The following is a 22,845-nucleotide window of genomic DNA, read 5'->3' on the forward strand; positions in this document are numbered from 1 at the left end:
TCGCGGGCTGCGGGGGACGAGCGCCTCGCGACGGAGGGGCGACGCCGTTCCGGGGGATGGCGGACGGGCGGCGACCGGAGGCCGGGGGGTGCGCGGATCCCCCCTCGACGGAGCCCCATGCTACGCGGATCAGCCGGGTCGGCCCAGAGTCTTCTCGGATTGCGGACATCAGCGTGACTCGTCACAGCCCTGACGCATCCGGCGGCGCCACCGGGGCCGCCCTGTGCTGACGCCGCGCCGCGTGGCCCGCGTCAGTCGACCGGCTTCATGGCCCAGTGCGTGGCCAGGGTGCCGAACATGTGGGTCTCGTGCCCGATGTTCACGAAGCCGGCCTCGGCGAAGAGGTCCGCGACCTCGTCCGGCGTGTGGAACGCCTTCGTCGAGGAGGACAGGTACGCGTAGGCCTCCGGCCGGTCGGCGATCAGCTTCGCCAGCTGTGGCATCACCCGGTGGATGTAGAAGGAGGAGAAGGGCTTGAGCACGTTGTCCGGCGCCGGCGACGTCTCGAGGGCCGCGACCCAGCCGCCCGGGCGCAGCACACGGAACTGCTCGGCGAGGGTCGCCGGGATGTCCGCGACGTTGCGCAGCAGGTAGCCGTGGGTCACGGCGTCGAACGAGCCGGCCTCGAACGGCAGGTCCGTGGCGTCCGCGACGACCCACTCGATGCGGTCCCCGCCCGCGCGGGCACGGCCGACCTCCATCATCTCGGCGGCGATGTCGGCGCCCACCACCTGCGCGTCGGGGTGCTGCTTGAGCACCTCGAACGCGAGGTCCCCGGTGCCGGTGGCCAGGTCGAGCACGCGGGCCTGCGCGGGGATGTTGGCCCGCGCCACCGTGCGGCGCACCAGGCGCGGCTCCTGACCCCATGTCATGACGGCGTTCATCAGGTCGTAGCGGCCGGCGATGGCGTCGAACATCGCGGAGACCCGGTCGTGGTGGTCGGCGGCGCCGCGCTGCGCGTCGCCGCGCGGGGCGGGGAGGGGGTTCTGGCTCACCAGGCCACCGTATCCCGCCCACCTCCCCCGACGACGCCCCTCACCGGGATTGCACAGGGGAGTTAGGTTGCCCTAATCTTCCAGAGTTACCTCACGTCGGTGTTTGCTAATACCGGCCCGGCAGGGCCGACGCATCCTCCGACCGCAGACCCGACCCCCTCCGCCCGGCGCCCGCGCGTCGCGACCGTGAAAGGCCACCACCATGGCACCGTCCCCCCTGTCCCGCCGCTCCCTCCTCGCCAGCGGGGGAGTCGGGCTCACCCTCCTGCTCGCCGCGTGCTCCACCGGCCCGGCCGGAGGCTCGGCCTCGTCCTCGTCGGCCGGTGCGTCGTCGTCAGACGCCGCGGGCGGGGACGCCGCGTTCCCCCGCAGCATCGAGCACGTCTACGGCACCACCGAGATCCCGCAGCGCCCGACCCGCGTGGCCACCGTGTCCTGGGTGAACCAGGACGTGACCCTCGCCCTCGGGGTGGTGCCGGTGGGCATGGCCGCCGTGGAGTTCGGGGGGAACGCGGAGAAGTCCACCGACTGGTTCGACGCGAAGCTCGCCGAGACCGAGGGCGCCCAGAAGCCCGTGCAGTGGTCCGAGGCCTCCGGCATCGACGCCGAGGCGATCGCCGCCGTGAAGCCGGACGTCATCCTCGCCGTCTACTCCGGCATCACGCAGGAGGACTACGACCGCCTCTCGAAGATCGCCCCCACCGTGGCCTACCCGAAGGACGTCCCCGCCTACGGCACCTCGTGGCAGCAGTCCACGGAGGTCATCGGCCGCGTGCTCGGCAAGGAGCAGGAGGCGGAGGAGCTCATCGCGGACCTCGAGCAGCAGATCAAGGACGCGGGCGAGAAGCACGCGGACCTCCAGGGCGCGTCCTTCGTCTACGGCACCATCGACCCCGCCGCCGCGGACCAGATCAGCATCTACACGGACGTGGACAACCGCCCGAAGTTCCTCGAGCTGCTCGGCATGGAGCAGGCGCCGGTGGTGACGGAGAACTCCCCGGAGGACCAGGCGTTCTTCTTCACGTGGTCGCCCGAGCGCGCGGACGAGCTGGAGTCGGACGTGTTCGTCTCCTGGGCCGCCCAGGACTCGGTCCGCGAGGCCATCGAGTCCGACCCCCTGCTGGGCTCGATCCCGGCCGTGAAGGCCGGCGCCCTCGTCCTGCAGACGGACGAGCAGGAGGTCCTCTCCGTCTCCGCGATCTCCCCGCTGTCCATCCCGTTCGCGCTCGAGAAGGTCGTCCCGCCGATCGCCGAGGCCGCGAAGACCGCGCAGGGCTGATCCCTCCCCATGCCGTCCACGGCCCTGGCCTCCCCGGCCCGCGTCCGCGCGGGCGTGCTGATGGGCGCCCTGCCCGCGGCGCTGCTGCTGGCGGCGCTCGTGGCCGGCGTCGCCCTCGGCGCGCGCACCGTGCCGGCGACGACGGCGCTCGACACCCTGGGCGCGATCCTCACCGGGCACCCCGTGCCGGAGGGCATCGAGGCGGCGGCCGTGGCCTCCCGCGTGCCCCGCGTGGTGACGGGGGCGCTCGTGGGGGCGGCGCTGGCCGTGGCCGGCGCCGCCCTGCAGGGGGCCACCCGCAACCCGCTCGGCGACCCGGGGCTGCTCGGGCTCTCCGCCGGCGCGGGGCTGGCCGTGGCGGCGGGCATGGCGCTCGGCGTCGCCGGCTCCACGTTCGGGGTGCTGGCGCTGGCCGCCGTCGGGACGCTGGTCGCGGCCGCGCTCGGCTACGCGGTGGCGGCGGCCGCCACACGGAGTGGCCGGACGCCCGGCGCCCCCTCCCCCATGGCGCTCGTGCTGGCCGGCGCGGCGCTCACCGCCGGCGCCACCGCCGGCACCACGGCGCTGCTCGTGCTCTCCCCCACGGTCCAGGACCGACTGCGGTTCTGGGCCGTGGGCACGGTGGCCCGCGCCGACCTCGGCGAGGCGCTCGCCCTGGCGCCCGTGATCGCCGTCGGGCTGCTCGCCGCCGTCGCCGTGGCCCCCGGGCTCGACGCCCTCGCCCTCGGCGACGACCTCGCGCACGGCCTGGGCGGGCGCCCGGAGCGGGTGCGCGCGGTGCTGCTGGGCGCGGTCGTGCTGCTCACGGCCGCGGCGGTGGCGCTGGCCGGGCCGGTCGGGTTCGTGGGACTGCTCGTGCCCCACGCGCTGCGCCGTCTGCGGCCGCCGAGCACGCGGGCCCTGATGGTCGGCTGCGCCCTGTGGGGCGCCGTCCTCGTGATCCTCGCGGACCTCGCCGGGCGGCTCGTCGTGGCGCCCGGGGAGATCCACCTCGGGGTGACCACCGTCCTGCTCGGCGTGCCCGTGCTGCTGGCGCTGCTGCGCCGCCCGGGGGTGGCCGCATGAGCCTCCAGTGCACCGCCCCGGACGACGTCGTCGCCCGCCTGCGCCGCGCCGACCGGCGCCGCCTCGGAGGGGCCTGCGCGGGCCTCGCCGTGGCCGTGCTGGTCCTCGCCCTGCTGCGCGTGGTGTGGGGCACGTACCAGGTGACCGTCCCGGACCTCGTGCGGATCCTGGGCGGGGAGACGATCCCGGGAGCGAGCTTCATCGTGCTGGAGGAGAAGCTGCCCCGCGCCGTGGCCGCAGTGCTCACCGGCGCCGCCCTGGGCGCGGCCGGCGCGCTCTACCGGCGCACGCTGCGCAACCCCCTGGCCTCGCCGGACATCCTGGGCGTCACCCAGGGCGCCGCGGCGGCGGTCGTGCTGGGGATGCTGGCGACCGCCGGGCAGACCGGCGGAGGATCGGACCTGATGCGCGCCGCCACGGCACTGATCGGTGGCCTCGCGGCGGTGGTCGCCGTGTTCGCCACGGCCCGCTCGGTGGGGGGCGAGCGGTTCGTCGTGGCCGGCATCGCGGTGGCGGCGGCGGGCCAGGCCGTGGTGGCCGGGGCCATGCTCTCGCTGGCCCAGCACGACCTGCAGTCGGCCACCGTCTGGATCGCCGGCTCGCTCAACGGGGTCACGTGGGGCCGCATCGCGCTGCTCGCGGGCGTGCTCGTGGTCGCCCTGCCGCTGGCGGGGGTGCTCCACGCGCGGCTGGCCCCCGCCGACGTCGGCCCGGACCTCGCGCACGCCCTCGGCGCCCGGCCGCGTCCCACCTCGGCCGCGGCGCTGGGGCTCGGCGCGGTGCTGGCCGCCGTGGCGACCGCCGTCGTGGGGCCGCTGGCGTTCGTGGCGCTGCTGGCCACCCCGGTGGCGCGCGGGCTCACCCGCGGCCTGCCCTCCCTGCCCGCGGCGGCGCTCACGGGCGCCGCGCTCGTGCTGCTCGCGGACCTCGTGGCCGGCGAGGCCGTCCCCCTGCTCACCGGCGCCGCCCTGCCCACCGGTGTGCTCACCGGCGCCGCCGGCGCCCCGCTCATGCTCTGGCTGCTGCTGTGCCAGGGCCGGACCCCAGGAGGCGTGCGCTCCGCATGACCGCTCCCCCGCTCACCGTCCCGTCCCCCGCCGCACCGCGCGCCGGGGCCGCCGACGACGTCGCGATCCGCCTGCGCGGCCTGACGCTCGGCTACGGCCCGGCCTCGGCGCCGCCGATCGTCGCGGACCTCGACCTGGACGTGCCCGCCGGGCGCGTCACCGCGATCATCGGCGCCAACGGCTGCGGCAAGTCCACGCTGCTGCGCGGCCTGACCCGCCAGCTCGCCCCGCGCGCCGGGAGCATCGAGGTGCTCGGTCGGGACGCCGCCCGCGTGTCCGCGCGCGACTACGCCCGCACCGTGGCGCTGCTGCCCCAGCATCCCGTGGCGCCCGAGGGCATGACGGTGGCGCAGCTCGTGGCGCGCGGCCGTCACCCGCACCGCGGGCTCCTGGGCGGCCGGGCCGCCGGCGACGACGCCGCGATCGCCTCGGCGCTCGAGCGCACCGACCTCGTGGAGCTCGCCGACCGCGAGGCCGGCACGCTCTCCGGCGGGCAGCGGCAGCGGGCGTGGCTCGCCCTCGTGCTCGCCCAGCAGACCCCGGTGGTGCTCCTCGACGAGCCCACGAGCTACCTCGACCTCAGCCATCAGGTGGAGGTGCTGGACCTGGTGCGCGCGCTCCCGGACCCGCGCGGCGGGGGCCGGGCGACCGTCGTCGCGGTGCTGCACGAGCTGAACCTGGCGGCGCGCAGCGCGGACCACATCGTGGCGATGGCCGCGGGCCGGGTGGTGGCGCAGGGCACGCCGGGCGAGGTGATCGTGCCGGAGGTGCTGGCCGAGGTGTTCGGCCTGGACGCGGACGTGGTGGCCGACCCGCTGCTGGGCCACCCCGTGGTGCTGCCGCGCGGGGACGGGGACCGCCGATGAGCGCCGACGGCATGATCGTGGCGCACACGCGCGTGGTGTCCGTGGAGCAGCCGTGCCGCGGGTTCCGGCGGATCGTGCTGGCGGGCCCGGACCTGGAGGCCGCCAGCGGGGACCTGCTGGGACTGCTGCCGCCCGGCGTCGCCGACCTGCACGCCCTGTACCGGGGCGCGCGGCCGCGCCGGGACGCCTATGTGAAGCTGCTGATCCCCCCGCCGGGCGGGACGTCGGCGGACCCGGACCTGTCCGCCGGGTTCCGCGCCGGGTTCCTGGCCATCCCCGAGGAGGAGCGCGGCTGGATGCGCACGTACACGGTGCGCTCGGCCGGGCTCGTGCGGCTCGACGGGCGGCAGGTGCCCTCGCTGACCGTGGACGTGGTGCTGCACGGCGACCCGGACGACCCCGCCGACCCGCATCAGGGGCCGGGCCTGCGCTGGGCGCGCGCCGTCCAGGCGGGGGACGCGGTGAACGTGCTGGTGCCCTCGGCGGAGGCGCCGGCGTGGTCCGGGTGGCGGCAGACGGGGGCGCGCCGTGTGCTGGCCGTGGGCGACGAGACCGCCGTCCCCGCCCTGGTGTCCGTGGCGGAGGAGCTCGCGGACCCGTTCGGCGGGTTCGACGGCGAGGCGGACCTCGTGCTCGAGCTGCCCCACGACGGGCAGGCCGCCGACCTCATCGCCGAGCGCCTGGCCGTCCCCGAGCCGTGGGACTGGCGGGCCGTGACGGAGCTGGCGGACCGGGGCCGCGTGCGCCTGCACGTGGGCCGCCGGGCGCCGGGGGCGCCGTCGGGGTCCTGGGCGCACGCCCGCCTCGCCGCCCTGCTGGGCGTGGACCCCGACGACGCCGGCGGGCCGGTCGCGCCGCCCGCGGCCTCCGTCGAGCGCGAGTGGACCGTCGCCGCCCTCGAGGCCGACGAACGGCCCGAGGCCTACGTGTTCCTCGCCGGGGAGTCCGCGATGGTGCGCGCCCTGCGCCGGCTCAGCGTGGGCCCCGGCGGCGTGCCGAAGAAGCACGTCTCCTTCATGGGCTACTGGCGGGAGGGTCAGGCGGAGAGCTGAGGAGTGGGGTGGCGGTCGCGCGCCGCTCCACCCTCGCACCGGCGGCGGGCTCTCCCTACTGTGGAAGTCCAGCACCCGATCGAACCGAAGGAGAGATCCCCATGACCCGCACCGTGATCATCGGCGGCCACGGCAAGGTGGCCCTGCTCGCCGCACCCCTGCTGGCGGAGGCCGGCCACGACGTCGTCTCCCTCATCCGCAACCCCGACCACGCCGAGGACGTCCGCGCCGCCGGCGCCGAACCGCTCGTCCTGGACATCGAGAAGGCGGATCAGGAGGAGCTGCTCCACGCGCTGCGCGACGCGGACAACGTCGTGTTCTCCGCGGGCGCCGGCGGCGGGGACGCCCAGCGCACCCGGGCCGTGGACCACGACGCCGCCGTCGCCAGCATGCGCGCCGCCGAGGCCGCGGGTGTGCGGCGCTACGTGATGGTGTCCTACCTCGGCGCGTCCCTGCACCACGACGTGCCCGAGGACGACCCCTTCTACACGTACGCGCAGGCCAAGGCCGAGGCGGACGAGGCACTGCGGGACTCCGGGCTGGCCTGGACCATCCTCGGCCCCGGCGCCCTGACCGAGGAGGAGGCGTCCGGCCGCATCACCGTGGACCCGGACCTGTCCGACTCCGACGCCTCGCAGCGTGAGGCCAGCCGCGGCAACGTCGCTCGGGCGATCGTGGCCGTGCTCAACGAGCCGGGCACGGTGGGCCGCAAGATCGACTTCGTGGACGGCGACGTGCCCGTGGCCGAGGCCGTCCGCGGCGACTGACGCGCCGCCGCCGTCGTCGGCCCCTCCCACCCGCGCTTTCGAACGTGAAAGGGGGCGAATGGGGGCTTTCGAACGTGAGATAGGCCCTCTCTCACGTTCGAAAGCGCCGGGGACGGCCCCTCAGGCCAGGCCGAGGCGGCGGTCCACGGTGCCGAGCACGCCCATGAGCCCGGTGAAGCCGGCCAGGATCCCGGCGAGCACGACGCCCACGCTGCGGCGGCCGAGCCGCGGCACGTCGAGGAACGGGTACGGGTACCAGTCGATGCGGGGCCCGCGCGCCATGGTCACCGCCGCCCACATCAGCGGGATGACCGAGGCCAGCCCGGCGCGCCGCGGCGTGATCTGCCCGCGGGGGTCGAACAGCGCCCACACCGCCGGGGCGAGCACGGGGTTGACGATGTGCTGCAGCGCGTCGTTGAACCGGTAGAGGAAGGTGTCCTGTTCGCGGCCGCGCAGCACCGCGTTGTAGACGATCCCCGTGACCATCACCGAGCCGAGGCCGGCGGTGCGCACGGCCCAGAACGCGTCCGACGTGGGCGCCTCACGACGCGCGGCCAGCGTCAGCGACGTGCCCGCGACCAGCGCGTTGGACAGCCACGTGAAGTACGCCGGCTGGTTGAGGGCGTGGGACCAGCCCGCGGGGAAACCGCCCTGATAGCCGACGCCCGGGATCACCATGGAGTCCTTGGACATCCCGATGGGGAACGAGGTCAGGCACCCGATCAGCGGCAGTGCCCCCGAGACCTGCCACGCCAGGCGGCTCCGACGGTCCACCGGCGGCACGGGACGCGGCTGCAGCCGGGACACGACGGCGTGCGCGATCCGCCCACGGACCCCCTGCGGGGCGGGGCGGGTGCGGCGGACGGAGGGCAGGCTGACGCGGAGGGTGGAAAGGGGCATGGGGGGTCGTCCTCGAACGGCGGGGTCAAGGGATGAGACCGCCCATTCTCACATGAACAGCAGTTGAACGAAAGGGGGCGAGACGGAGAACACCGCCGCGCCCCCCCTCCTGCCCGCCCCGCCGCCTCAGTGGGCGCCGGCCTCCTCCAGCGGCAGGATGCGCTCCGGATCCTCGACCTCCACGCGCACGCCGTCGGCCTGCAGCCGGCGCACGCCCTCGGCGATCAGCCGTCGGCCGACGTCGTCGATCCAGTCCACCCGCGTGAGGTTGAGCACCACGGTGCGGATGGGCCCGTCGTTCTCATCTCGGGCGGCCACGGCGGCGGCCTCGTGCACCGCCCCGCCGCCGGTCGCGGCCGAGAGCGCCGCTCTGTCCGCCGCGGCCTCCTGCCACCGCGGGTAGACGGCGGCGTCCCACCCGGTGCCGGGCTTCTCCGCACCGGTGCGCAGGTCCGTGAGCGCGTCCAGCACCGCCTCGGCGCCGCCGAACCGGATCACGCCCTGCAGGTGCAGGAACACGCGGTCACCCTCGCGTTCCACGAAGCGCACGGCGGTGCCGCCCAGGCTGTCCCCGTCCATGAGATGCAGCCGGAAGTCCTCGGAGAGGCGGCGGCACGCCAGCACGCCGCGCGCCGAGTTGCCCACCTCGTCCAGGCGCGGCGAGAACACGCCGATCCCCACGCGGCCCGGCAGCGCGCCGAGCACACCGCCGGCCACCCCGGACTTGGCCGGGATCCCGACGTCGGCGAGCCACTGCCCGGCGGCGTTGTACATGCCGGAGGAGGTCATCACGGACACCACGCGCCGCACCACGATGGACGGCAGCACCCGCTCGCCCGTCATCGGGTGGATGCCGCCGGTCGCCAGACACGCGCCCATCACGGCGAGGTCCTTGACGGTGACGCGCACGGCGCACTGCGCCACATACCCGGCCACGATCTCCTCGGCGGAGTCCTGCAGCACCCCGTAGCTGCGGAGCATGTGCGCCAGGGCGAGGTTGCGGTCCGAGACCGCCATCTCGGATTCGTACGTCTCCCGGTCCACCGAGAGCCGACGCCCGGCGAGCAGGGACATGATCTCCACGGCCCGGTCCAGCCGCTCCTCCCGGCTCGCCTCCGGTCCCACGAGCAGCTGGTGCACCGCGAGCGCGCCGGCGTTGATCATGGCGTTGTCCGGGCGGTGCGACTCCGCCTCGAGGGAGAGCTCGTTGAAGGCCTCGCCCGAGGGGTTCAACCCCACCTGCCGGTCCACGGCGGCGAAGCCCCGGTCCACGAGCGCGGCCGCGTACGTGAACGGCTTGGACGCGGACTGGATGGTGAACTCCACGTCCGCGTCCCCCGCGCAGTGCAGCCGCCCGGTGGGGGTGGCCAGCGCGATGCCGAAGCGGTCCGGGTCCGCCTCCGCGAGCACGGGGATGTACTGGGCCGTCTCGCCCGGGTTCACGGCGCCGAGCTCGGTGATCAGGCTCGCCAGGTAGTCGGGGATCGGGTGTCTCATCTCAGGCCTCCCAGCGCAGGCAGGTCAGGGGCTCGCCCCCGGGCACGGGCACGTGGCCGGTGGCACGGAAGCCGAGCCGCTCATAGAACGGGACGGTGGCGGGCACGGACGCCTCGAGGTGCACGGGCAGGCCCGACGCGCGGCGCTGGCCATGGCGCACCAGCGCACTCGCCGCCCCGCGTCCGCGGGCGGACGGGACGGCGCCGACCTCCTCAAGGTACCAGTGCCGGCCTGCCGGGCGGGCACGCTCGCAGGCGGCCTGGATCCGCTTCAGGGCGAGGGTGTGGCGGCCGTGGACGGCGACCGCGGTGGGCAGCCCCGCCAGCAGGCCCGGCACGTCGACCCCGCGGGGGGCGGCGGGGGAGGTCCACACGGCGGCGCCGAGCAGCGTGCCGTCGTCGGCGTCCACGGCAACGTCCACGGCGCCGAGCGGGGCGCCGTCGGCCCCCGTGCGCAGCCCGTGGCGCACGGCGGCGGTGAACTTGCGCTCGAGGCGGGCCTCGCGCCGGTCCTCGGGCACGAGCCCGAGCGTGTACGGGTCCGTGGCGAAGGCCTCGGCGAGGACGATGCCCACACGGCGGGCGGTGTCCTCGCGGGCTCCATCCGGGCGCAGGGTGAGCACGTGGACGCGGGGGCGCGGGGGCGCGGGGTCCGGGGAGGTCATGGCCCCCAGTCTAGGGACGGGGCCGGGCGCGTCATCGGACCGGCCGACGCACGTTCCGCCCCGTGTGATCGGCGACACTGGTGGGCATGGACTTCTCCGCGCCCCTCGACCCGACCCCCGCCGCCCCGCCTGCCGCGGACGCCCCGCCCGCCGACGTCGTCGCCCGTCTGCAGGCGGAGCTGCCCGGCCGCGTGGACGTCTCCGCCGCCGCACTCGAGGCCGCCCGGGCGGACCGCTCGGGGCATCGCTCCCCCGCCGCGCCGCTGGCCGTGGTCCGCGCGCGGACGGTGGAGGACGTGCAGGCCGCGTGCCGGATCGCGCACGGGACCCGCACCCCGCTGGTCACCCGCGGAGCGGGCACGGGGTTGGCCGGCGGCGCCGTCGCGGGGGCGGGCGAGATCGTCCTGGACATGACCGCGATGGACCGGATCCTGGAGGTCTCCCCCGCGGACCGCGTGGCCGTCGTCGAGCCGGGGATCCTCAACGGGGCGCTGAACGCCGCGCTCGCCGAGCACGGGCTGTGGTGGGCCCCGGATCCCGCGTCGAAGGACATCTCCACGGTGGGCGGCAACATCGCGATGAACGCCGGCGGGCTGCTGTGCGCCAAGTACGGCGTCACGCGCGAGGCGGTGCTGGGCCTGGACGTGGTGCTCGCGGACGGCACCCTGCTGCGGCTGGGCCACCGCACCGTCAAGGGGGTGACCGGCTACGACCTGGTCGCGCTGATGATCGGCTCGGAGGGCACGCTCGGCGTGATCGTGGGCGCGACGCTGGCGCTGCGGCCGGCCGTGTGCGGCGTGCCGGTGACGCTCGGCGGGTTCTTCCCGGACGTCGTCGCGGGCGCCGCCGCGGCCGAGGCGATCACCGGGGCCGGTCACGTGCCCGCCCTGATGGAGCTGATGGACGAGGCGACGCTCGCCGCGGTGCGCGCGCACGCGGGGCCCGAACGCGGGGCCGCCCTGCCCGAGTCCGGCGCGTTCCTGCTGGTGCAGGCCGACGGCGCCGGCGCCGAGGCGGACGGGGAGGCCATGGCCGCCCTCATGCGCGCCCACGGCGGGGACGTCACCGTGACCGTGGACCCCGCCGAGGGGGAGGCCCTCATGGCCCTGCGCCGCACCGCGTTCCCCGCGCTCGAGCGCCTCGGCACCCCGCTCGTGGAGGACGTGGCCGTCCCGCGCAGTCGCATGGCCGAGATGTTCGCGCGGATCCGTGAGATCGAGGCACGCACCGGCGTCGCCATCCCCACCACGGCCCACGCCGGGGACGGCAACCTGCACCCGATCCTGCTGTTCGGCGCCGCGGCGCAGGTGGGCGGCGCGGCCGAGGACGCCGCGTCGATCCCGGCGGACGTGTGGGAGGCCGCCGGCGAGCTGTTCCGCGCGGGCCTGGAACTCGGCGGCACGCTCACCGGCGAGCACGGCGTGGGCCTGCTCAAGCGCGCGTTCCTGCGGGACGAGCTCGGCGACGCCCAGCACGACCTCCAGCAGCGCATCAAGGCCGTGTTCGACCCGCACGGCATCCTCAACCCAGGAAAGGTGTTCACCCCGTGACTCAGCCGACCACCCCCGAGACCCCCGCCGACGCCGGCACGCCGACCCCGTTCGAGGTCGGGCTGCAGCTGCGCTGGTCCGACGAGGACCGCTACGGCCACGTCAACAACGCCCGCCTGCTCACCCTCACCGAGGAGGCGCGCGTGCGCGCCCTGGCCGCGTGGGCCACGACGACGGCGTCCCCGGACGTCCAGCGCGTCGTGCGGTCCATGGAGGTCCAGTACGAGGCGCCCGTGGTCTACGCCGGGCCCGAGGTGACGGCGCGGGTGTGGATCCTGCGGATCGGCCGGACGTCCTTCACGCTGCGCCACGAGCTGTGGCAGGACGGGCGGCGCTGCGTGCTGTGCGACGCCGTGTTCGTGCAGGTGGACCCGGCGGCCGGGCGGCCCGTGGCCGTCTCCGACGAGGAGCGCGCCGCCTTCGAGCGCGTGCTGATCCCCGCCGAGGACTGACGGGCCGCCGTCGGGCCTGTGGACGGCCAGCCGTCTCGCAGGATCCCGCCGTAGGCTCTGAGGCCATGGAGCAGGACCCTTCCCCGGACGCGCCCGTGCCCTCGGCGGACGTCGAGGCGCTGCGCAGCACCCCCGTGTCCGAGTTGACGCAGCTCACCCCCGCGGCGTCAGGGGCGCTGGAGCGGCTGCGCCGAGACGTCGAGCGCTTCGACCTCGAGTACCGCTCGGCCCTGCTCCAGGTGGAGGCGCGGCTCGAGGTGCTGCGGGACGAGTTCACGCACCTGCACGACTACAACCCCATCGAGCACATCGTCACGCGGGTGAAGTCGCCGGAGTCGATCCTGCGCAAGGCCTCCGCCCGCGGGCTGTCCCTGGACCTGGACGCGCTGCGCACCAACGTCACGGACATCGCCGGGGCGCGCGTGATCGTCAGCTTCGCCCGGGACGTGTACCGCGTGTTCCGCCAGTTCACGCAGCAGCCGGACATCCGGGTGCTCGAGGTGGAGGACTACATCTCCCGGCCCAAGCCCTCCGGCTACCGCAGTCTGCACTGCCTCGTGCAGGTGCCGATCCACCTGTCCACCGGCACGATCCCGGTGACCGTGGAGATGCAGTTCCGCACGAGCGCCATGGACTTCTGGGCCACGCTCGAGCACAAGATCAACTACAAGTTCGACGGCGGCGTGCCCCCGGACATCGCGACCGAGCTCGTGGCCGCCGCCCGCGTGGCCGCGGATCTGGACACCCGCATGGAGCGCCTGCACGACCAGGTGCAGGAGACCGACAGGGACGACGACGCCGCCGCGGCCTGGGAGGACGACGGCGGTCCCGCCTTCGAGGACGAGCCGACGGTGGAGCCGGGCGAGGCGCGGCCGGGCGACGCGGAGCCGGGCGACGACGCGCCCGGCGCGTCCACCGTCTGAACCCCTCCGTCCACACCCGGCGGGCCGCGTGCACAGGGTTCTCCACAGAGTTGTCCACAGGTGTGGATGAGTCACACGCGTGTGATCCAGCGAAGCAGAGCAGGGCGTGACCGCAGACCAGGGAGGACATGCGGAGGGAGCGGCTGCCGGTAGCCTGAGCCGATGCCCTCCACCGCCGTGCCGCCGCGCGACTCCGGCGCCGCCTCCACCCTGCCCGCCCGCACCGGGCACCGCGGGGTGTCGAGCCTGCGCACCGCCGCCCTCGTCCTCGTGGTGGCGGCGTTCGTGTGGCTCGCGCTCACCGTGCGCCTGCCCGGCGTGGACGAGCTGCGCGCCCAGCTGGACGGCTTCGGCTGGTGGAGCTGGCTCGCGTTCACCGTGCTGTACGCGGCCGTGGCGCTCACCCCCATCCCCGTGACGATCATGGCGGTCACCGCCGGTGTGCTCTTCGGCGCGATCGAGGGGACGGTGCTGTCCGTCGTCGGAGCCCTGCTGGGCTCGCTCGGGGCGTACGGCATCGCGCGCGCGGTCGGACGCGAGGTGGCCCTGCGCTGGCTCGGCCGCCACGCCGAGACCGTGGAGCGGCGGCTCGAGGACACCGGGTTCCTCGCCCTGCTGACCCTGCGCGTCGCCCCGGGGCTGCCGTACTGGCCCGTGAACTACGGGGCGGGCGCGCTCGCCGTGCCGCTGGGGATCTTCGCCGGCTCCACCGCGGTCGGGGTGATCCCCGGACAGCTCTCCCTCGTGGCGATGGGGGCGTTCGCGGTGCGCCCGGGCGTCGTGAACGGCGTGCTGCTCGGGGTGGGCTGGCTCACCGTGGGCGGTCTGACCCTGTGGGCGGTGCGCCACTGGCGACGGGCGGCCCGGTCCGCGGAGGAGCCGGCGGGCTCGGAGGGGCCGGAAAGCCCGCGGAGTGGTCACGACACGCCGTCTCCCCGTACGCGACGCGGCGTGTCGTGACCACTCTGCGCCGGACGTCAGCCGACGGCGCGGCGCACCAGATCGGCGATCCGGGCCCGGGCGTCGTCGTCGAGGGCGGTCAGGGCGAACGACGTCGGCCACATGACGCCGTCGTCGAGCTTCGCCCCCTCGTTGAAGCCGAGGGTCGTGTACCGCACGCCGAACTTGCTGCTGACCTGCAGGAACACGAGCACGTCCGTGCCGCGCGTGTAGGCGGGCATGCCGTACCAGGTGCGGGGTTCGAGCTCCGGGGCCACCTCCGTGACGATCCGGTGCACCCCCACTGCCATGGCGCGGTCCTGCTCGGGCATCTCCTCGATCGTCGCCAGCAGGTCCTGCAGGGCGTCGGCCTTCTTCTTGCCGCCGCGCTGGGCGCGCAGCTCCTGCGCGCGCTCGGCGATCGCGGCCTGCTCCGCAGCGCTGAAACCGGTGGACTCGCTCACGGTGCCTCCTGGGGTGCGGGGACGGGTCCTGCCCGGGTCTCAGCTCCGACGGCCCAGGCGCCCGAGCAGGCGGGTCTGCCGGTCGGCGTCGTCGGCCACGGGGACGGGCTCGCCCAGGATGCCGGGCGTGTAGGCGGCGTCGCCGAACAGCTCCAGCGACTCCTCCACGCAGTCGATCTCCGCGTCCGTGAACTGCGCGTCCACGCCCTGCGAGCGGGCCAGGTCCCAACGGTGCACGATCAGGTCGAACGCGTGGAAGCGGATCAGCGCCTCGCCCACGGTCATCTCCCCCAGCGCGGTCTTCATGGGCCGCAGGATGAACTCCTCGTCACCGGCGAGGGCGGACATGGCGGCGGCGTGCTTGGCCCACTGGGTGGCCAGCTGCTGGCGGGAGCCGTCGAAGAGGGGCACCTCCCGGCCCTGGCGGGCGGCGAAGTCGCGCTGGCCGGCGATCACGTGGTCCAGCAGGTCCAGCGCGTCCCAGCCCTCGCACGGGGTGGCTGCGTCCCAGTCCCGCACCTCCCGGACGACGGCGGTGAACGGCTCGGCGGCCGCGTTCCAGCGGGCCTCGACCTCGGTGGCGGGGATGGACATGGTGCTCTCCTCAGGGTCGCGGGGTTCTCGGGGCCGCGGCGGACGACGACGGCGCCGCGCTCGGCTTCTTCGGGCCGCGGATGGACTCGGGGCGGGCCGGGTCCAGGACGGACCGGGGGTCGAAGAACTCCTCCAGCACGGGCCGCTCGCCCGAGACGGCCGCGGCGAGGCTGATGCCGTCCACGTTGATGCGCGAGCCGCGGTAGTAGCCGGGCTCGAGCTGGCCCCACGCCTTGGAGGTGCCGTCCACGAGGAAGAAGGAGCGGTAGCCGAGCTCACGGAAGTAGCGGTACCGCTCGTTGTCCGCGGTGTACTTGCCGGGGCCGGTGACGTCCGCGCCGAACGGGTAGATGAGCATGTCCGTGGGGCCGAGGATCGGCTCCACCTCGGCGTGCCACAGGTCCATGTCGAACTCGAGGTCCTCCCTGTCCAGCTTCGGCACCGTCCGGTGGCCCCACGTGTGCGAGGCGAACTCCCATCCGCTGTCCTTGAGCGCGTCGGCGACCTCGGTGGCGGCCGCGACGTCGGCGTCGAACGTGGGGCTGTCCCCGAACTCGCGGGCCGAGGTGCGGTAGCCGAACACGCCGTCGTAGCCGGTCATGGCCAGCACGCCGCGGGCGCCGTTGAGGCTGAAGTCCGGGTGCTCGGCGAGGAAGTCGTCCAGGCGCGGGACGACGTCGAACGCCCCGACGTGCGTGGTGCCCTCGGCGTCCGTGTACTCGTTGCGGACGCGGCCGTCCTCGGCCACGATCAGGCGGTCCGCGAAGCCGTCGCCGTCCATGTAGAGGTAGTACGAGCAGTCGTCCAGGGAGAGGATCAGCGGGGTCCGGCCCTCGGGGACCATGAGGGTCTTCGGGCGGACGACGTCGTCCTCGCCCACCTCGTACAGCTCGTGCGGGGAGACCAGCACGTAGCCGCGCTCGTAGACCTGCCGGATGACGGCGTCGAACTCGTCCACCGTGACCATGAAGTCCAGATAGCCGCCGGCCTTGTCGTCGCCGTCGAAGGCGCGGGCCGGGTCCACCACGAGGGAGTGGAAGAACAGGTGCGGCACCCGGGCCACGTCCGGCCAGGCCACCGGGTCGCCGGCGGGCGGCGGTCCAGCGGGGGCGGCGGAGGTGGGCGCGGACGAGGCGGGCTCGGACGACGACGACGGCGCGTCCTCCCCGTCCTGCCCGCAGGCGGTCAGCAGTCCCGATCCGAGCAGGGCGGAACCGGCCAGGAGCATCTGTCGGCGGGTCAGCTGCGGCACGGGCGGGGGCATCGGGCACCTTTCTCCGGGGGCACCCATCATGCCAAGGCCGCCCGGCCCGGGACCACCCCTGCCGGGCGTGGGGCGGGCGGTGGGGACGGCGCGGCATGGGAGGCCGGCCGGCGGCGGGGGCTCGATCCGCCGCAGACGGCCCAGAGTGGTCACGCGGACGACCCGAGCTCGGCGCGGACCGTGTTCGACCGCTTCGTGTTCAGCAACCACATCCGCAGCTTCAGCGTCGACTGAGCCCCGGCTGGGAGGCGCCTTCGACGCGCGCCGACGCACGCGCCCCTCGCGCCGTGCCGCGTGCCACACTGGCGAGCGTGACCCGACGTCCGGATGCACCGCCCCCGGCCGACCCGCGCACGCGTGCGGCCCTGCGCGCCGTGCTCACGGTCCTGGCCGTGATGGCGGTGCTGTTCGCCGCCGTCGTGCTGACGCTGGCCTACGGACCCGCCCGCTGAACCCGCCCTTCCCCGATCCAGGAGCAGCCATGTCCCCCGCGGACCCCACCGCCGACGTCGCGGCCCGACCGACCGGCCCCGCCGCGGTGGCCGAAGCCTTCGCGGCCGCCTGGAACGCCGCCGACGCCGACGCGCTCGCCGAGCTGTTCGCCGAGGACGCGGACTTCGTGAACGTGGTGGGCGTGTGGTGGAGGCGGCGTCGGCAGATCCGGGTGAACCACGCGCTCGGCTTCCGCTGGATGTTCCCGCACTCGCGGCTCGAGCTCGGGCGCGTGCGCGTGCGCGAGCTCGGGGACGTGGCGGTGGTGCACGCGCCGTGGACCATGACGGGGCAGACCGCGCCCGACGGCGACGAGGTCGGCGAGCGCACCGGCGTCCTGCTGCTCGTGGTGCGCCGCACCGAGGCCGGGGCGTGGGAGGCGGTGGCCGGACAGAACACGGACTCCGTGCCCGAGGCGCAGACCCACCTGGCCGACGACGACGGGCTGGCCGCGGTGCACTACCACCCGTCGGCGTGGATCGATCCCGACGACGACCCCGACGGCCCGGAGGCCTGCTGAGGCCGGACGACCGGCCGCACCCGGCGCTGCGGACGGTCAGGGCGCCACACAGTGGTCACGACACGCCGTCTCCCGGAGAGCCACACGGCATGTCGTGACCACTTTCCGGCAGTCCGCGGTGGTCGCCGCCGGCGTTCCCGCCTCACTCCAGGCTCTTCAGCCGCACCCAGTCGTCCTCGACCCGCTCCCCGCCGACCACGAACTGCCGCGCCCCGATCGTCGCGAAGCCGAGACGCTCGTAGAACCGGTTGGCCCGCGCGTTCTGCGCGTTCGTGCCGAGCCACACGTGCCGGAACCCCAGCCGCCGCAGCCGCTCCACGCCGTCGTGCACGAGGGCCTCGGCCAGCCCGGTGCCGCGCCCCTCGGCGAGCACGTACAGCTTCGAGAGGTGGCCGGCCAGCACGTCGCCGAGCCGCTCCGTGACGGGTGCCTCGGGGGTCGCGGCGGTCTCGTACATGGCGTAGCCGAGCAGGGTCTCCGGGGCGTCGGCCGCGGCGCCCACGAGCACGATCCGCTCCGGGTCCGCGATCCACGCGGCCACGGCGGCCTCGCTCAGGTGCAGCGCGATGTGCGCGTCCACCGCGGCACGCGGCAGCGAGGCCGGGGAAGCGTCCGGGAAGGTGGCCGCGGCGATCGCGGCGATCGCGGGCGCGTCCTCGGGGCGGGCCGGACGGACGACGGCGGCGCGGGGTGCGGAAGTCATCCCCGCTCAGGCCTGCAGCGCGGGGTGCAGGTCCTTCATGCGGAACCGACGCCGGCGCCGCACCACGAGCACGTCCAGGGCGAGCGCCGCCGCCCCGATGCCCATCAGCACGACCACCGGCACCCAGAAGCGCTGGTCCGGACCGCCGGAGATCGCGTTGCGGAACGCCTCGATGGAGTAGCTCATCGGCATGAACGGGTGCAGCGCCTGGAAGAAGCCGGGCAGCACCTCGGCCGGGTAGGTGCCGCCGGTGGAGGCCAGCTGCAGGATCAGCAGGACCAGCAGCAGCGCCGAACCGGGGGTGCCGAGCGCCGTCTGCACCAGGTGCGCGATGAGGGAGAACACCACGGCCACGAGCACCGTCAGGGCCACGGCCCGCACCGGGTGGACGGGGGCCAGGCCCAGCGGCAGCGTGGCGGCCAGCATGAGCAGACCGCCGCCCACGGCCACGATGCCCACGGGCAGCCACGCGGCCAGCGCGATCGCCACCGGGTTGCGGCGCCCGGCCAGCAGCCGCCCGCTGATGGGCCGCATGATGTTGAATGCGGCGATGCCGAACACCCACAGCGCGATGGAGAAGAACATCGGCGCCATGCCGCGGCCGTAGACCTCTGCGGAGTTGTCCACCTGCATCACGGCCTCCACGGGCCGGGACATCACCAGGGCGGCCTCGTCCCGCTGATCCTCGGTCAGGGCGGGGACGCGGTCGACGCCGTCGGAGAGCCCGGAGGCGAGCTCGTGGGCGCCGTCGTCGAGGGTGCCGAGGCCGGCGCGCAGCTCCCCGGCGCCGTCCTGGAGCTGGGCCAGGCCGCCGTCGAGCTCGGTCGCGCCGGACTCCAGCTGCCCCGCACCGTCCTGCAGGGTCAGCGCCCCGTCGTGGAGCGCGGCGTTGCCCTCGGCGAGGGTGGTCGCCCCGTCCGTCAGCTCGCCGAGGCCGGACTGCAGCTCCCCGGCGCCGTCCTGGAGCTGGGCCAGGCCGCCGTCGAGCTCGGTCGCGCCGGAGCCCAGCTGCTCGAGGCCGTCCGCGAACTTCCCGGCGCCGTCGGCGAGGGAGTCGGCCCCGTCCTTCGCCTCACCGATCCCGCCCTGCAGCTTCTCGGCGCCCGCGGCCACGGCGTGGGCGCCGTCGTTGAGGTCCGTCAGATCCGCCTTGGCGGAGGCGGCGACGTCGTCCTCGACGAAGCCCTGGACGCGCTCGTTGGCGGCCGCGGAGGTCGCGGCGGCCTCCTCGGCGCGGCCGGCGACGGCGGTCACCCGCTCGTCCGCGCCGGTGAGCGCCTCCTGGAGCGCGGCGTACTGCTCGGACTCGGCGAGCGTCGGGTCCTCTTCGGCGAGCTCGGCCAGGGCGGCCTGCGCGTCGGCGATGCGGGCGCCCGCGCCGTCCTCGGCCGTGCCGGCCACCTCGGCGACCCGCTGGACGTCCTCGTCCACCGCGGCGACGTCGGCGGCCACCGCGTCCTGCCGCTCGATCACCTGGTCCAGGCCGGGGATCACCGTGTCGTAGAGCTGCTGGGTGCCGTCGGCCACCTGCGTGGCGCCGTCGGTGAGCTCGGCCGATCCGGTCTGCAGTTGGGCCAGCCCGTCGGAGAGGTCCGTGGCGCCCTGACGCAGGGCGGGGGCGTTCTCGGCGAGCTGCCCGGCACCGTCGGCGAGGGCCTGGGAGCCCCCGCGCGCCTGGTCGAGCCCGTCGGCCAGGCGCCCGGCCCCGTCCTGCGCGGACGCGGCGCCCGCGGCGAGTCGCTGGGCGCCGTCGTCGGCCTGGGCGGCGCCGTCCGCGAGGTCACCCGCACCCGTGGCGAGCTGGCCCGCGCCCTCGGCCAGCTTGCCCGAGCCGTCGTGGGCCTGGACGATCCCGTCCTCCAGCTGGCTCGCGCCGTCCTCCGCGGAGGCCGTGCCGTCGGCCAGCTGCGCGGCGCCGTCGGCGGCGTCCACCATGCCCGACCGCAGCTCGCCGAGGCTGGAGAAGACGGCCTCGAAGTACGCCTCGATCGCGGACCGGTTCACGGCGGCCTCGACCTTGGCCTGGCTCGCGTTCGTGACGGAGCCGATCACGAAGCCGTTGGCGTCGTCTCGGCGCAGGGTGATCTGCGCCTGCTGCGGTGTCCCGCCGCCCTCGGGGCTGACGAGGTCACGGCTGAGCTCGGCGGGGATCTCCAGGACGAGGTAGTACCGGCCCTCCCGCAGTCCCTCCTCGGCCTCCTCGCGCGTGGTCTCGCGCCAGTCGAAGGCGCGGTCGTCCTTGAGGCGTTCGGTCATGTCCGCGCCGGTGCGCAGCGTGGTGTCGCCGCGCTGGACGGGCTCGTCCTCGTTGACGATCGCCACCGGCAGCCGGTCCATGGCCCCGTAGGGGTCCCAGTTCGCGGACAGGTACAGGGCGCCGTAGATGGCGGGGACGAGGAAGATGAACAGCAGGGCGAGCAGGGGCAGGCCACGGCGGAAGCGTCGCAGCTCGTAGCGGAACAGCATCAGTTCTCCCGGACGGGGGGCAGGGTGAGGACGACGGCGTCGCGCGGCACGGGCGCGGAGGCCACGGCGCTCACCGCGAACGGGTGGCCGTGGTCCTTGAGGACGTCCAGGGCCGCGTGGAGCGCGACCAGCTCATCGATGGTCAGGGTGGCGTCCACGTCGTCGAAGGTGACGAGGCGGGCCGGGCGCAGGCAGGCGACGACGGCGGCCAGCAGCGCGCGCTCGGGTGCAGGCAGCTCCCCGACGACGGCCTCCGGCGCCACGCTCAGCCTCACCGCGTCCGCGAGGAGGGCGAAGCGCGCGCGGCCGGCGCGGCGGCGCACGCCGTCGGCGAGGCAGCGCTCGTCCACGACCTCGGCCGCGGTCAGCGCCGGCTCGAGCTCCACCACGTCGGTGGTGTGGGCGACGGCGGTGCGGGCGCGGAGGGCGTGCGGGTGGCGCGCGGCGTCGATCGGGGGCCGGTACGCGCGGGCGGCGGGCCGCTCCGGCCCGTCCAGGGCGACGTCCACGGGGCCGCCGGTGAGCACGAGCTCGCCCCGCACGCCCTGCAGGCGCCCCGTGAGGGCGAGCAGCAGGGCCGAGCGGCCCGAGCCCTGGGTTCCGAGCACGGCCAGGTGGGTCTGCGGGGGCAGCACGAGGTCGAGGGGGCCGAACACCGGCCCGCGACCGCCGCGCAGGGTCAGACCGCGCGCCACGAGGGTGGCGGGCGGGAGGTCGTCGAGGTGCGCCGGGACGGGGGCGGGCCCGGGGCCATGGTGATCGGCGTCGGTGGGAGTGGAAGACATAGGCCCTCTTTGCCGAGTCGAGGCGGATTCAATACCATCGGTATTCAATACCATCGGCATCGAGAGGGCAACATGGCCACCCGACCCCGCCGCGAGGATGTCCGCGCGGCCATCCTCGACCACGCGGCCCGGGTGTTCGGACGGGAGGGCTACGCGCGCTCCTCCCTCGCCCGCATCGCGGCGGAGGCCGGCTACACGAAGGGCGCCGTCTATTCCGGCTTCGCGGGGAAGCCGGACCTCTTCGCCGCCGCCTGCACCGTCCAGTTCGAGCGGGCGACCACCCGAGCCATGGACGGCGTCGCCGACGCCCTGGACGACCCCGACCTGCCGCGCGAGGACCTGGTGGCCCGCGTGGCGGAGGCTCTGGCCGACGTCGTGCTCGAGACCACGGGCTCCTGGCCCCTGCTCCTCCACGAGTTCCAGGCCGTGGGCCTGCGCGAGCCCGCCGTGGGGAGAGCCTACCGGACGCTCACCGTCCGGCGGCGGGACTTCCTGGCCGGCCTGCTGCGTGAGCACCGCGTGCTGGCCGACGTCCCGGACGAGCAGGTCACGCACACCGCGGCCATGCTCCTGATGCTCGTGCACACGCTGTCGGTCGAGCGGCACCTGGCCCCGGAGGACCTGACGGTGGACGACGTGCGGGACACGCTGGCCGCGGCCGTGCGCTCCCTCCTGCCCTGACGCCTGCGCGCCGGCCCCGCCTCAGCCCAGAGTGCCGGCCACACCGCGCACCAGCGCCACCGTGCCCCCGACGCCGGCCAGGCAGATCGCGAGGACGCGCGCCTTCTCGGGGTCCACCCGGCGGGCCACCACCGAACCGAGCAGCACACCCAGCGGGCCGCCCGCCACGACGGCGACCCACACCGGCCACGGCACGTGCAGCCCCGCGGGCACGGCCGCGCCGAACAGCGACTTGGTGACCAGCGAGGTGAGATTGGCCAGCAGGAACACGGGCTGGAGGGTGGCCGCCCACGAGCGCTGGTCCCACCGGCTCGCCACCGCGTAGACCGCGAGCGCCGGCCCGGCGATGCCCGCGGTGGTGTTCATGAACCCGGCCACGGCGCCGGAGGCGAACACGGCCCCGTTCCCCTGGGCGGTGAAGCGCTGCTGCAGGCCCAGGACGGCGGCCACGGCCACCAGCACGGAGGACCCCAGGAGGATCTCGAGGGCGTGGGCGTCCAGGACCCGCACGGCCCACGCCCCCGCGAACGAGCCGGCCACGAGCAGGGGTGCGAGGCGGACGAAGCGCGGCCAGTCCACGTGCCTGTGGAGCACCGCGAACAGCAGCACCGCGGACACCGAGGCGGCCACGTTGGACAGCGTCACCCCCGCCACCGGGCCCAGGAGCAGGGACAGCGTGGGTGCGGCGATCATGCCGACGCCCATGCCGCTCACCCGCTGGAGCGTGCCGCCCACGGTGATCGCGGCCAGCGCGACGACGGCCGGCAGCCACACCAGGGAGGGGTCCATGCGGGCAGTATGCCGGAGCCGGGGGTGTCCGTCGGCCCTGGCTTCCGCCCGTGACGGGTGCGCATGCTGGC

At 75.3% G+C, this 22,845-nt stretch carries 24 protein-coding genes; 13 read left to right on the forward strand and 11 right to left on the reverse strand.

Going from position 1 to position 22,845, the window contains the following annotated elements; all coding sequences use genetic code 11:
• Positions 1-251: 251 nt before the first annotated feature.
• Positions 252-995 carry a ubiquinone/menaquinone biosynthesis methyltransferase gene (locus MF605_RS00085; RefSeq protein ID WP_036314489.1) on the reverse strand — a complete coding sequence of 248 codons (744 nt, stop codon included), beginning with the start codon at positions 993-995 and terminating at the stop codon, positions 252-254.
• Between the two features lie 202 nt (positions 996-1,197).
• Between MF605_RS00085 and MF605_RS00090 the strand changes: the two genes are divergently transcribed.
• From MF605_RS00090 to MF605_RS00115, 6 genes are all read left to right on the forward strand, one after another.
• A complete protein-coding gene (locus tag MF605_RS00090; RefSeq protein ID WP_078025658.1) occupies positions 1,198-2,274 on the forward strand; it encodes an iron-siderophore ABC transporter substrate-binding protein in 1,077 nt (358 codons plus the stop codon).
• A gap of 9 nt (positions 2,275-2,283) precedes the next feature.
• A complete protein-coding gene (locus MF605_RS00095) occupies positions 2,284-3,339 on the forward strand; it encodes a FecCD family ABC transporter permease (RefSeq protein ID WP_078025657.1) in 1,056 nt (351 codons plus the stop codon).
• Complete coding sequence (locus MF605_RS00100; protein ID WP_078025656.1) at positions 3,336-4,406, forward strand: FecCD family ABC transporter permease; 1,071 nt, start codon at positions 3,336-3,338, stop codon at positions 4,404-4,406. The genes MF605_RS00095 and MF605_RS00100 overlap by 4 nt, the downstream gene beginning before the upstream one ends.
• Entirely contained in the window at positions 4,403-5,272 is an 870-nt protein-coding gene (locus MF605_RS00105; RefSeq protein ID WP_078025655.1) for an ABC transporter ATP-binding protein, read from the forward strand. The genes MF605_RS00100 and MF605_RS00105 overlap by 4 nt, the downstream gene beginning before the upstream one ends.
• Entirely contained in the window at positions 5,269-6,324 is a 1,056-nt protein-coding gene (locus MF605_RS00110; protein ID WP_134416233.1) for a siderophore-interacting protein, read from the forward strand. Before MF605_RS00105 ends, MF605_RS00110 begins: the two co-directional genes overlap by 4 nt.
• A gap of 101 nt (positions 6,325-6,425) precedes the next feature.
• The gene (locus MF605_RS00115) at positions 6,426-7,091 is read left to right on the forward strand and encodes an SDR family oxidoreductase (RefSeq protein ID WP_102708656.1); all 666 of its coding nucleotides are present in this window, start codon (positions 6,426-6,428) and stop codon (positions 7,089-7,091) included.
• Between the two features lie 120 nt (positions 7,092-7,211).
• Here the strand turns inward: MF605_RS00115 and MF605_RS00120 are convergent, their stop codons facing one another.
• The 3 genes from MF605_RS00120 to MF605_RS00130 all read right to left on the reverse strand — a co-directional run bounded on the left by MF605_RS00120 (position 7,212) and on the right by MF605_RS00130 (position 10,152).
• Entirely contained in the window at positions 7,212-7,991 is a 780-nt protein-coding gene (locus MF605_RS00120; protein WP_069941201.1) for a Pr6Pr family membrane protein, read from the reverse strand.
• Between the two features lie 126 nt (positions 7,992-8,117).
• Entirely contained in the window at positions 8,118-9,488 is a 1,371-nt protein-coding gene (gene glsA / locus MF605_RS00125; protein ID WP_069941202.1) for a glutaminase A, read from the reverse strand.
• 1 nt (position 9,489) lies between these two features.
• Complete coding sequence (locus MF605_RS00130) at positions 9,490-10,152, reverse strand: GNAT family N-acetyltransferase (protein WP_078025653.1); 663 nt, start codon at positions 10,150-10,152, stop codon at positions 9,490-9,492.
• A gap of 86 nt (positions 10,153-10,238) precedes the next feature.
• Here MF605_RS00130 and MF605_RS00135 point away from each other — a divergent pair, with 86 nt between their 5' ends.
• From MF605_RS00135 to MF605_RS00150, 4 genes are all read left to right on the forward strand, one after another.
• Positions 10,239-11,702 carry an FAD-binding oxidoreductase gene (locus MF605_RS00135; protein WP_268260351.1) on the forward strand — a complete coding sequence of 488 codons (1,464 nt, stop codon included), beginning with the start codon at positions 10,239-10,241 and terminating at the stop codon, positions 11,700-11,702.
• Positions 11,699-12,154 carry an acyl-CoA thioesterase gene (locus MF605_RS00140; protein WP_041104105.1) on the forward strand — a complete coding sequence of 152 codons (456 nt, stop codon included), beginning with the start codon at positions 11,699-11,701 and terminating at the stop codon, positions 12,152-12,154. Before MF605_RS00135 ends, MF605_RS00140 begins: the two co-directional genes overlap by 4 nt.
• 65 nt (positions 12,155-12,219) lie before the next feature.
• The gene (locus MF605_RS00145) at positions 12,220-13,077 is read left to right on the forward strand and encodes a GTP pyrophosphokinase (protein ID WP_041104107.1); all 858 of its coding nucleotides are present in this window, start codon (positions 12,220-12,222) and stop codon (positions 13,075-13,077) included.
• 162 nt (positions 13,078-13,239) lie between these two features.
• A complete protein-coding gene (locus MF605_RS00150; protein WP_134416231.1) occupies positions 13,240-14,037 on the forward strand; it encodes a TVP38/TMEM64 family protein in 798 nt (265 codons plus the stop codon).
• A 17-nt stretch (positions 14,038-14,054) separates the two neighbouring features.
• On the opposite strand, the gene MF605_RS00155 is transcribed toward MF605_RS00150, so the two are convergent.
• Genes MF605_RS00155 through MF605_RS00165 form a run of 3 tightly spaced genes read right to left on the reverse strand, consistent with a single transcriptional unit; the run spans position 14,055 to position 16,338 of the window.
• Positions 14,055-14,480 carry an iron chaperone gene (locus tag MF605_RS00155; RefSeq protein ID WP_134416229.1) on the reverse strand — a complete coding sequence of 142 codons (426 nt, stop codon included), beginning with the start codon at positions 14,478-14,480 and terminating at the stop codon, positions 14,055-14,057.
• Between the two features lie 39 nt (positions 14,481-14,519).
• Positions 14,520-15,074, reverse strand: a complete 555-nt coding sequence (locus tag MF605_RS00160; protein WP_134416227.1) for a TIGR03086 family metal-binding protein — start codon at positions 15,072-15,074, stop codon at positions 14,520-14,522.
• A 10-nt stretch (positions 15,075-15,084) separates the two neighbouring features.
• On the reverse strand, positions 15,085-16,338 hold the full coding sequence (locus MF605_RS00165) for a polysaccharide deacetylase family protein (protein ID WP_134416225.1): 1,254 nt from the start codon (positions 16,336-16,338) through the stop codon (positions 15,085-15,087).
• A gap of 311 nt (positions 16,339-16,649) precedes the next feature.
• Here MF605_RS00165 and MF605_RS00170 point away from each other — a divergent pair, with 311 nt between their 5' ends.
• Positions 16,650-16,790 (forward strand): hypothetical protein, encoded by a 141-nt coding sequence (locus MF605_RS00170; protein ID WP_017488522.1) that lies wholly within the window; start codon positions 16,650-16,652, stop codon positions 16,788-16,790.
• 29 nt (positions 16,791-16,819) lie between these two features.
• On the forward strand, positions 16,820-17,350 hold the full coding sequence (locus MF605_RS00175; protein WP_134416223.1) for an SgcJ/EcaC family oxidoreductase: 531 nt from the start codon (positions 16,820-16,822) through the stop codon (positions 17,348-17,350).
• A gap of 142 nt (positions 17,351-17,492) precedes the next feature.
• On the opposite strand, the gene MF605_RS00180 is transcribed toward MF605_RS00175, so the two are convergent.
• From MF605_RS00180 to MF605_RS00190, 3 genes are read right to left on the reverse strand one after another with little or no spacing between them, the layout of a single operon-like run.
• On the reverse strand, positions 17,493-18,053 hold the full coding sequence (locus tag MF605_RS00180) for a GNAT family N-acetyltransferase (protein WP_134416221.1): 561 nt from the start codon (positions 18,051-18,053) through the stop codon (positions 17,493-17,495).
• A 6-nt stretch (positions 18,054-18,059) separates the two neighbouring features.
• The gene (locus MF605_RS00185; protein WP_134416219.1) at positions 18,060-20,519 is read right to left on the reverse strand and encodes a YhgE/Pip family protein; all 2,460 of its coding nucleotides are present in this window, start codon (positions 20,517-20,519) and stop codon (positions 18,060-18,062) included.
• Positions 20,519-21,304: an ATP-binding cassette domain-containing protein gene (locus MF605_RS00190; protein WP_069941208.1), complete on the reverse strand. Its 786-nt coding sequence runs from the start codon at positions 21,302-21,304 to the stop codon at positions 20,519-20,521. The genes MF605_RS00185 and MF605_RS00190 overlap by 1 nt, the downstream gene beginning before the upstream one ends.
• A gap of 72 nt (positions 21,305-21,376) precedes the next feature.
• Here MF605_RS00190 and MF605_RS00195 point away from each other — a divergent pair, with 72 nt between their 5' ends.
• Positions 21,377-21,985 (forward strand): TetR/AcrR family transcriptional regulator, encoded by a 609-nt coding sequence (locus MF605_RS00195; RefSeq protein ID WP_020624715.1) that lies wholly within the window; start codon positions 21,377-21,379, stop codon positions 21,983-21,985.
• A gap of 21 nt (positions 21,986-22,006) precedes the next feature.
• Here the strand turns inward: MF605_RS00195 and MF605_RS00200 are convergent, their stop codons facing one another.
• Positions 22,007-22,774, reverse strand: coding sequence for a sulfite exporter TauE/SafE family protein (locus MF605_RS00200; RefSeq protein WP_036382325.1), 768 nt, complete (start codon positions 22,772-22,774; stop codon positions 22,007-22,009).
• Between the last annotated feature and the right edge of the window lie 71 nt (positions 22,775-22,845).

The organism is Micrococcus luteus (genome assembly GCF_022664405.1).
In the GTDB taxonomy this organism is placed as follows: Bacteria; Actinomycetota; Actinomycetes; order Actinomycetales; family Micrococcaceae; genus Micrococcus; species Micrococcus luteus.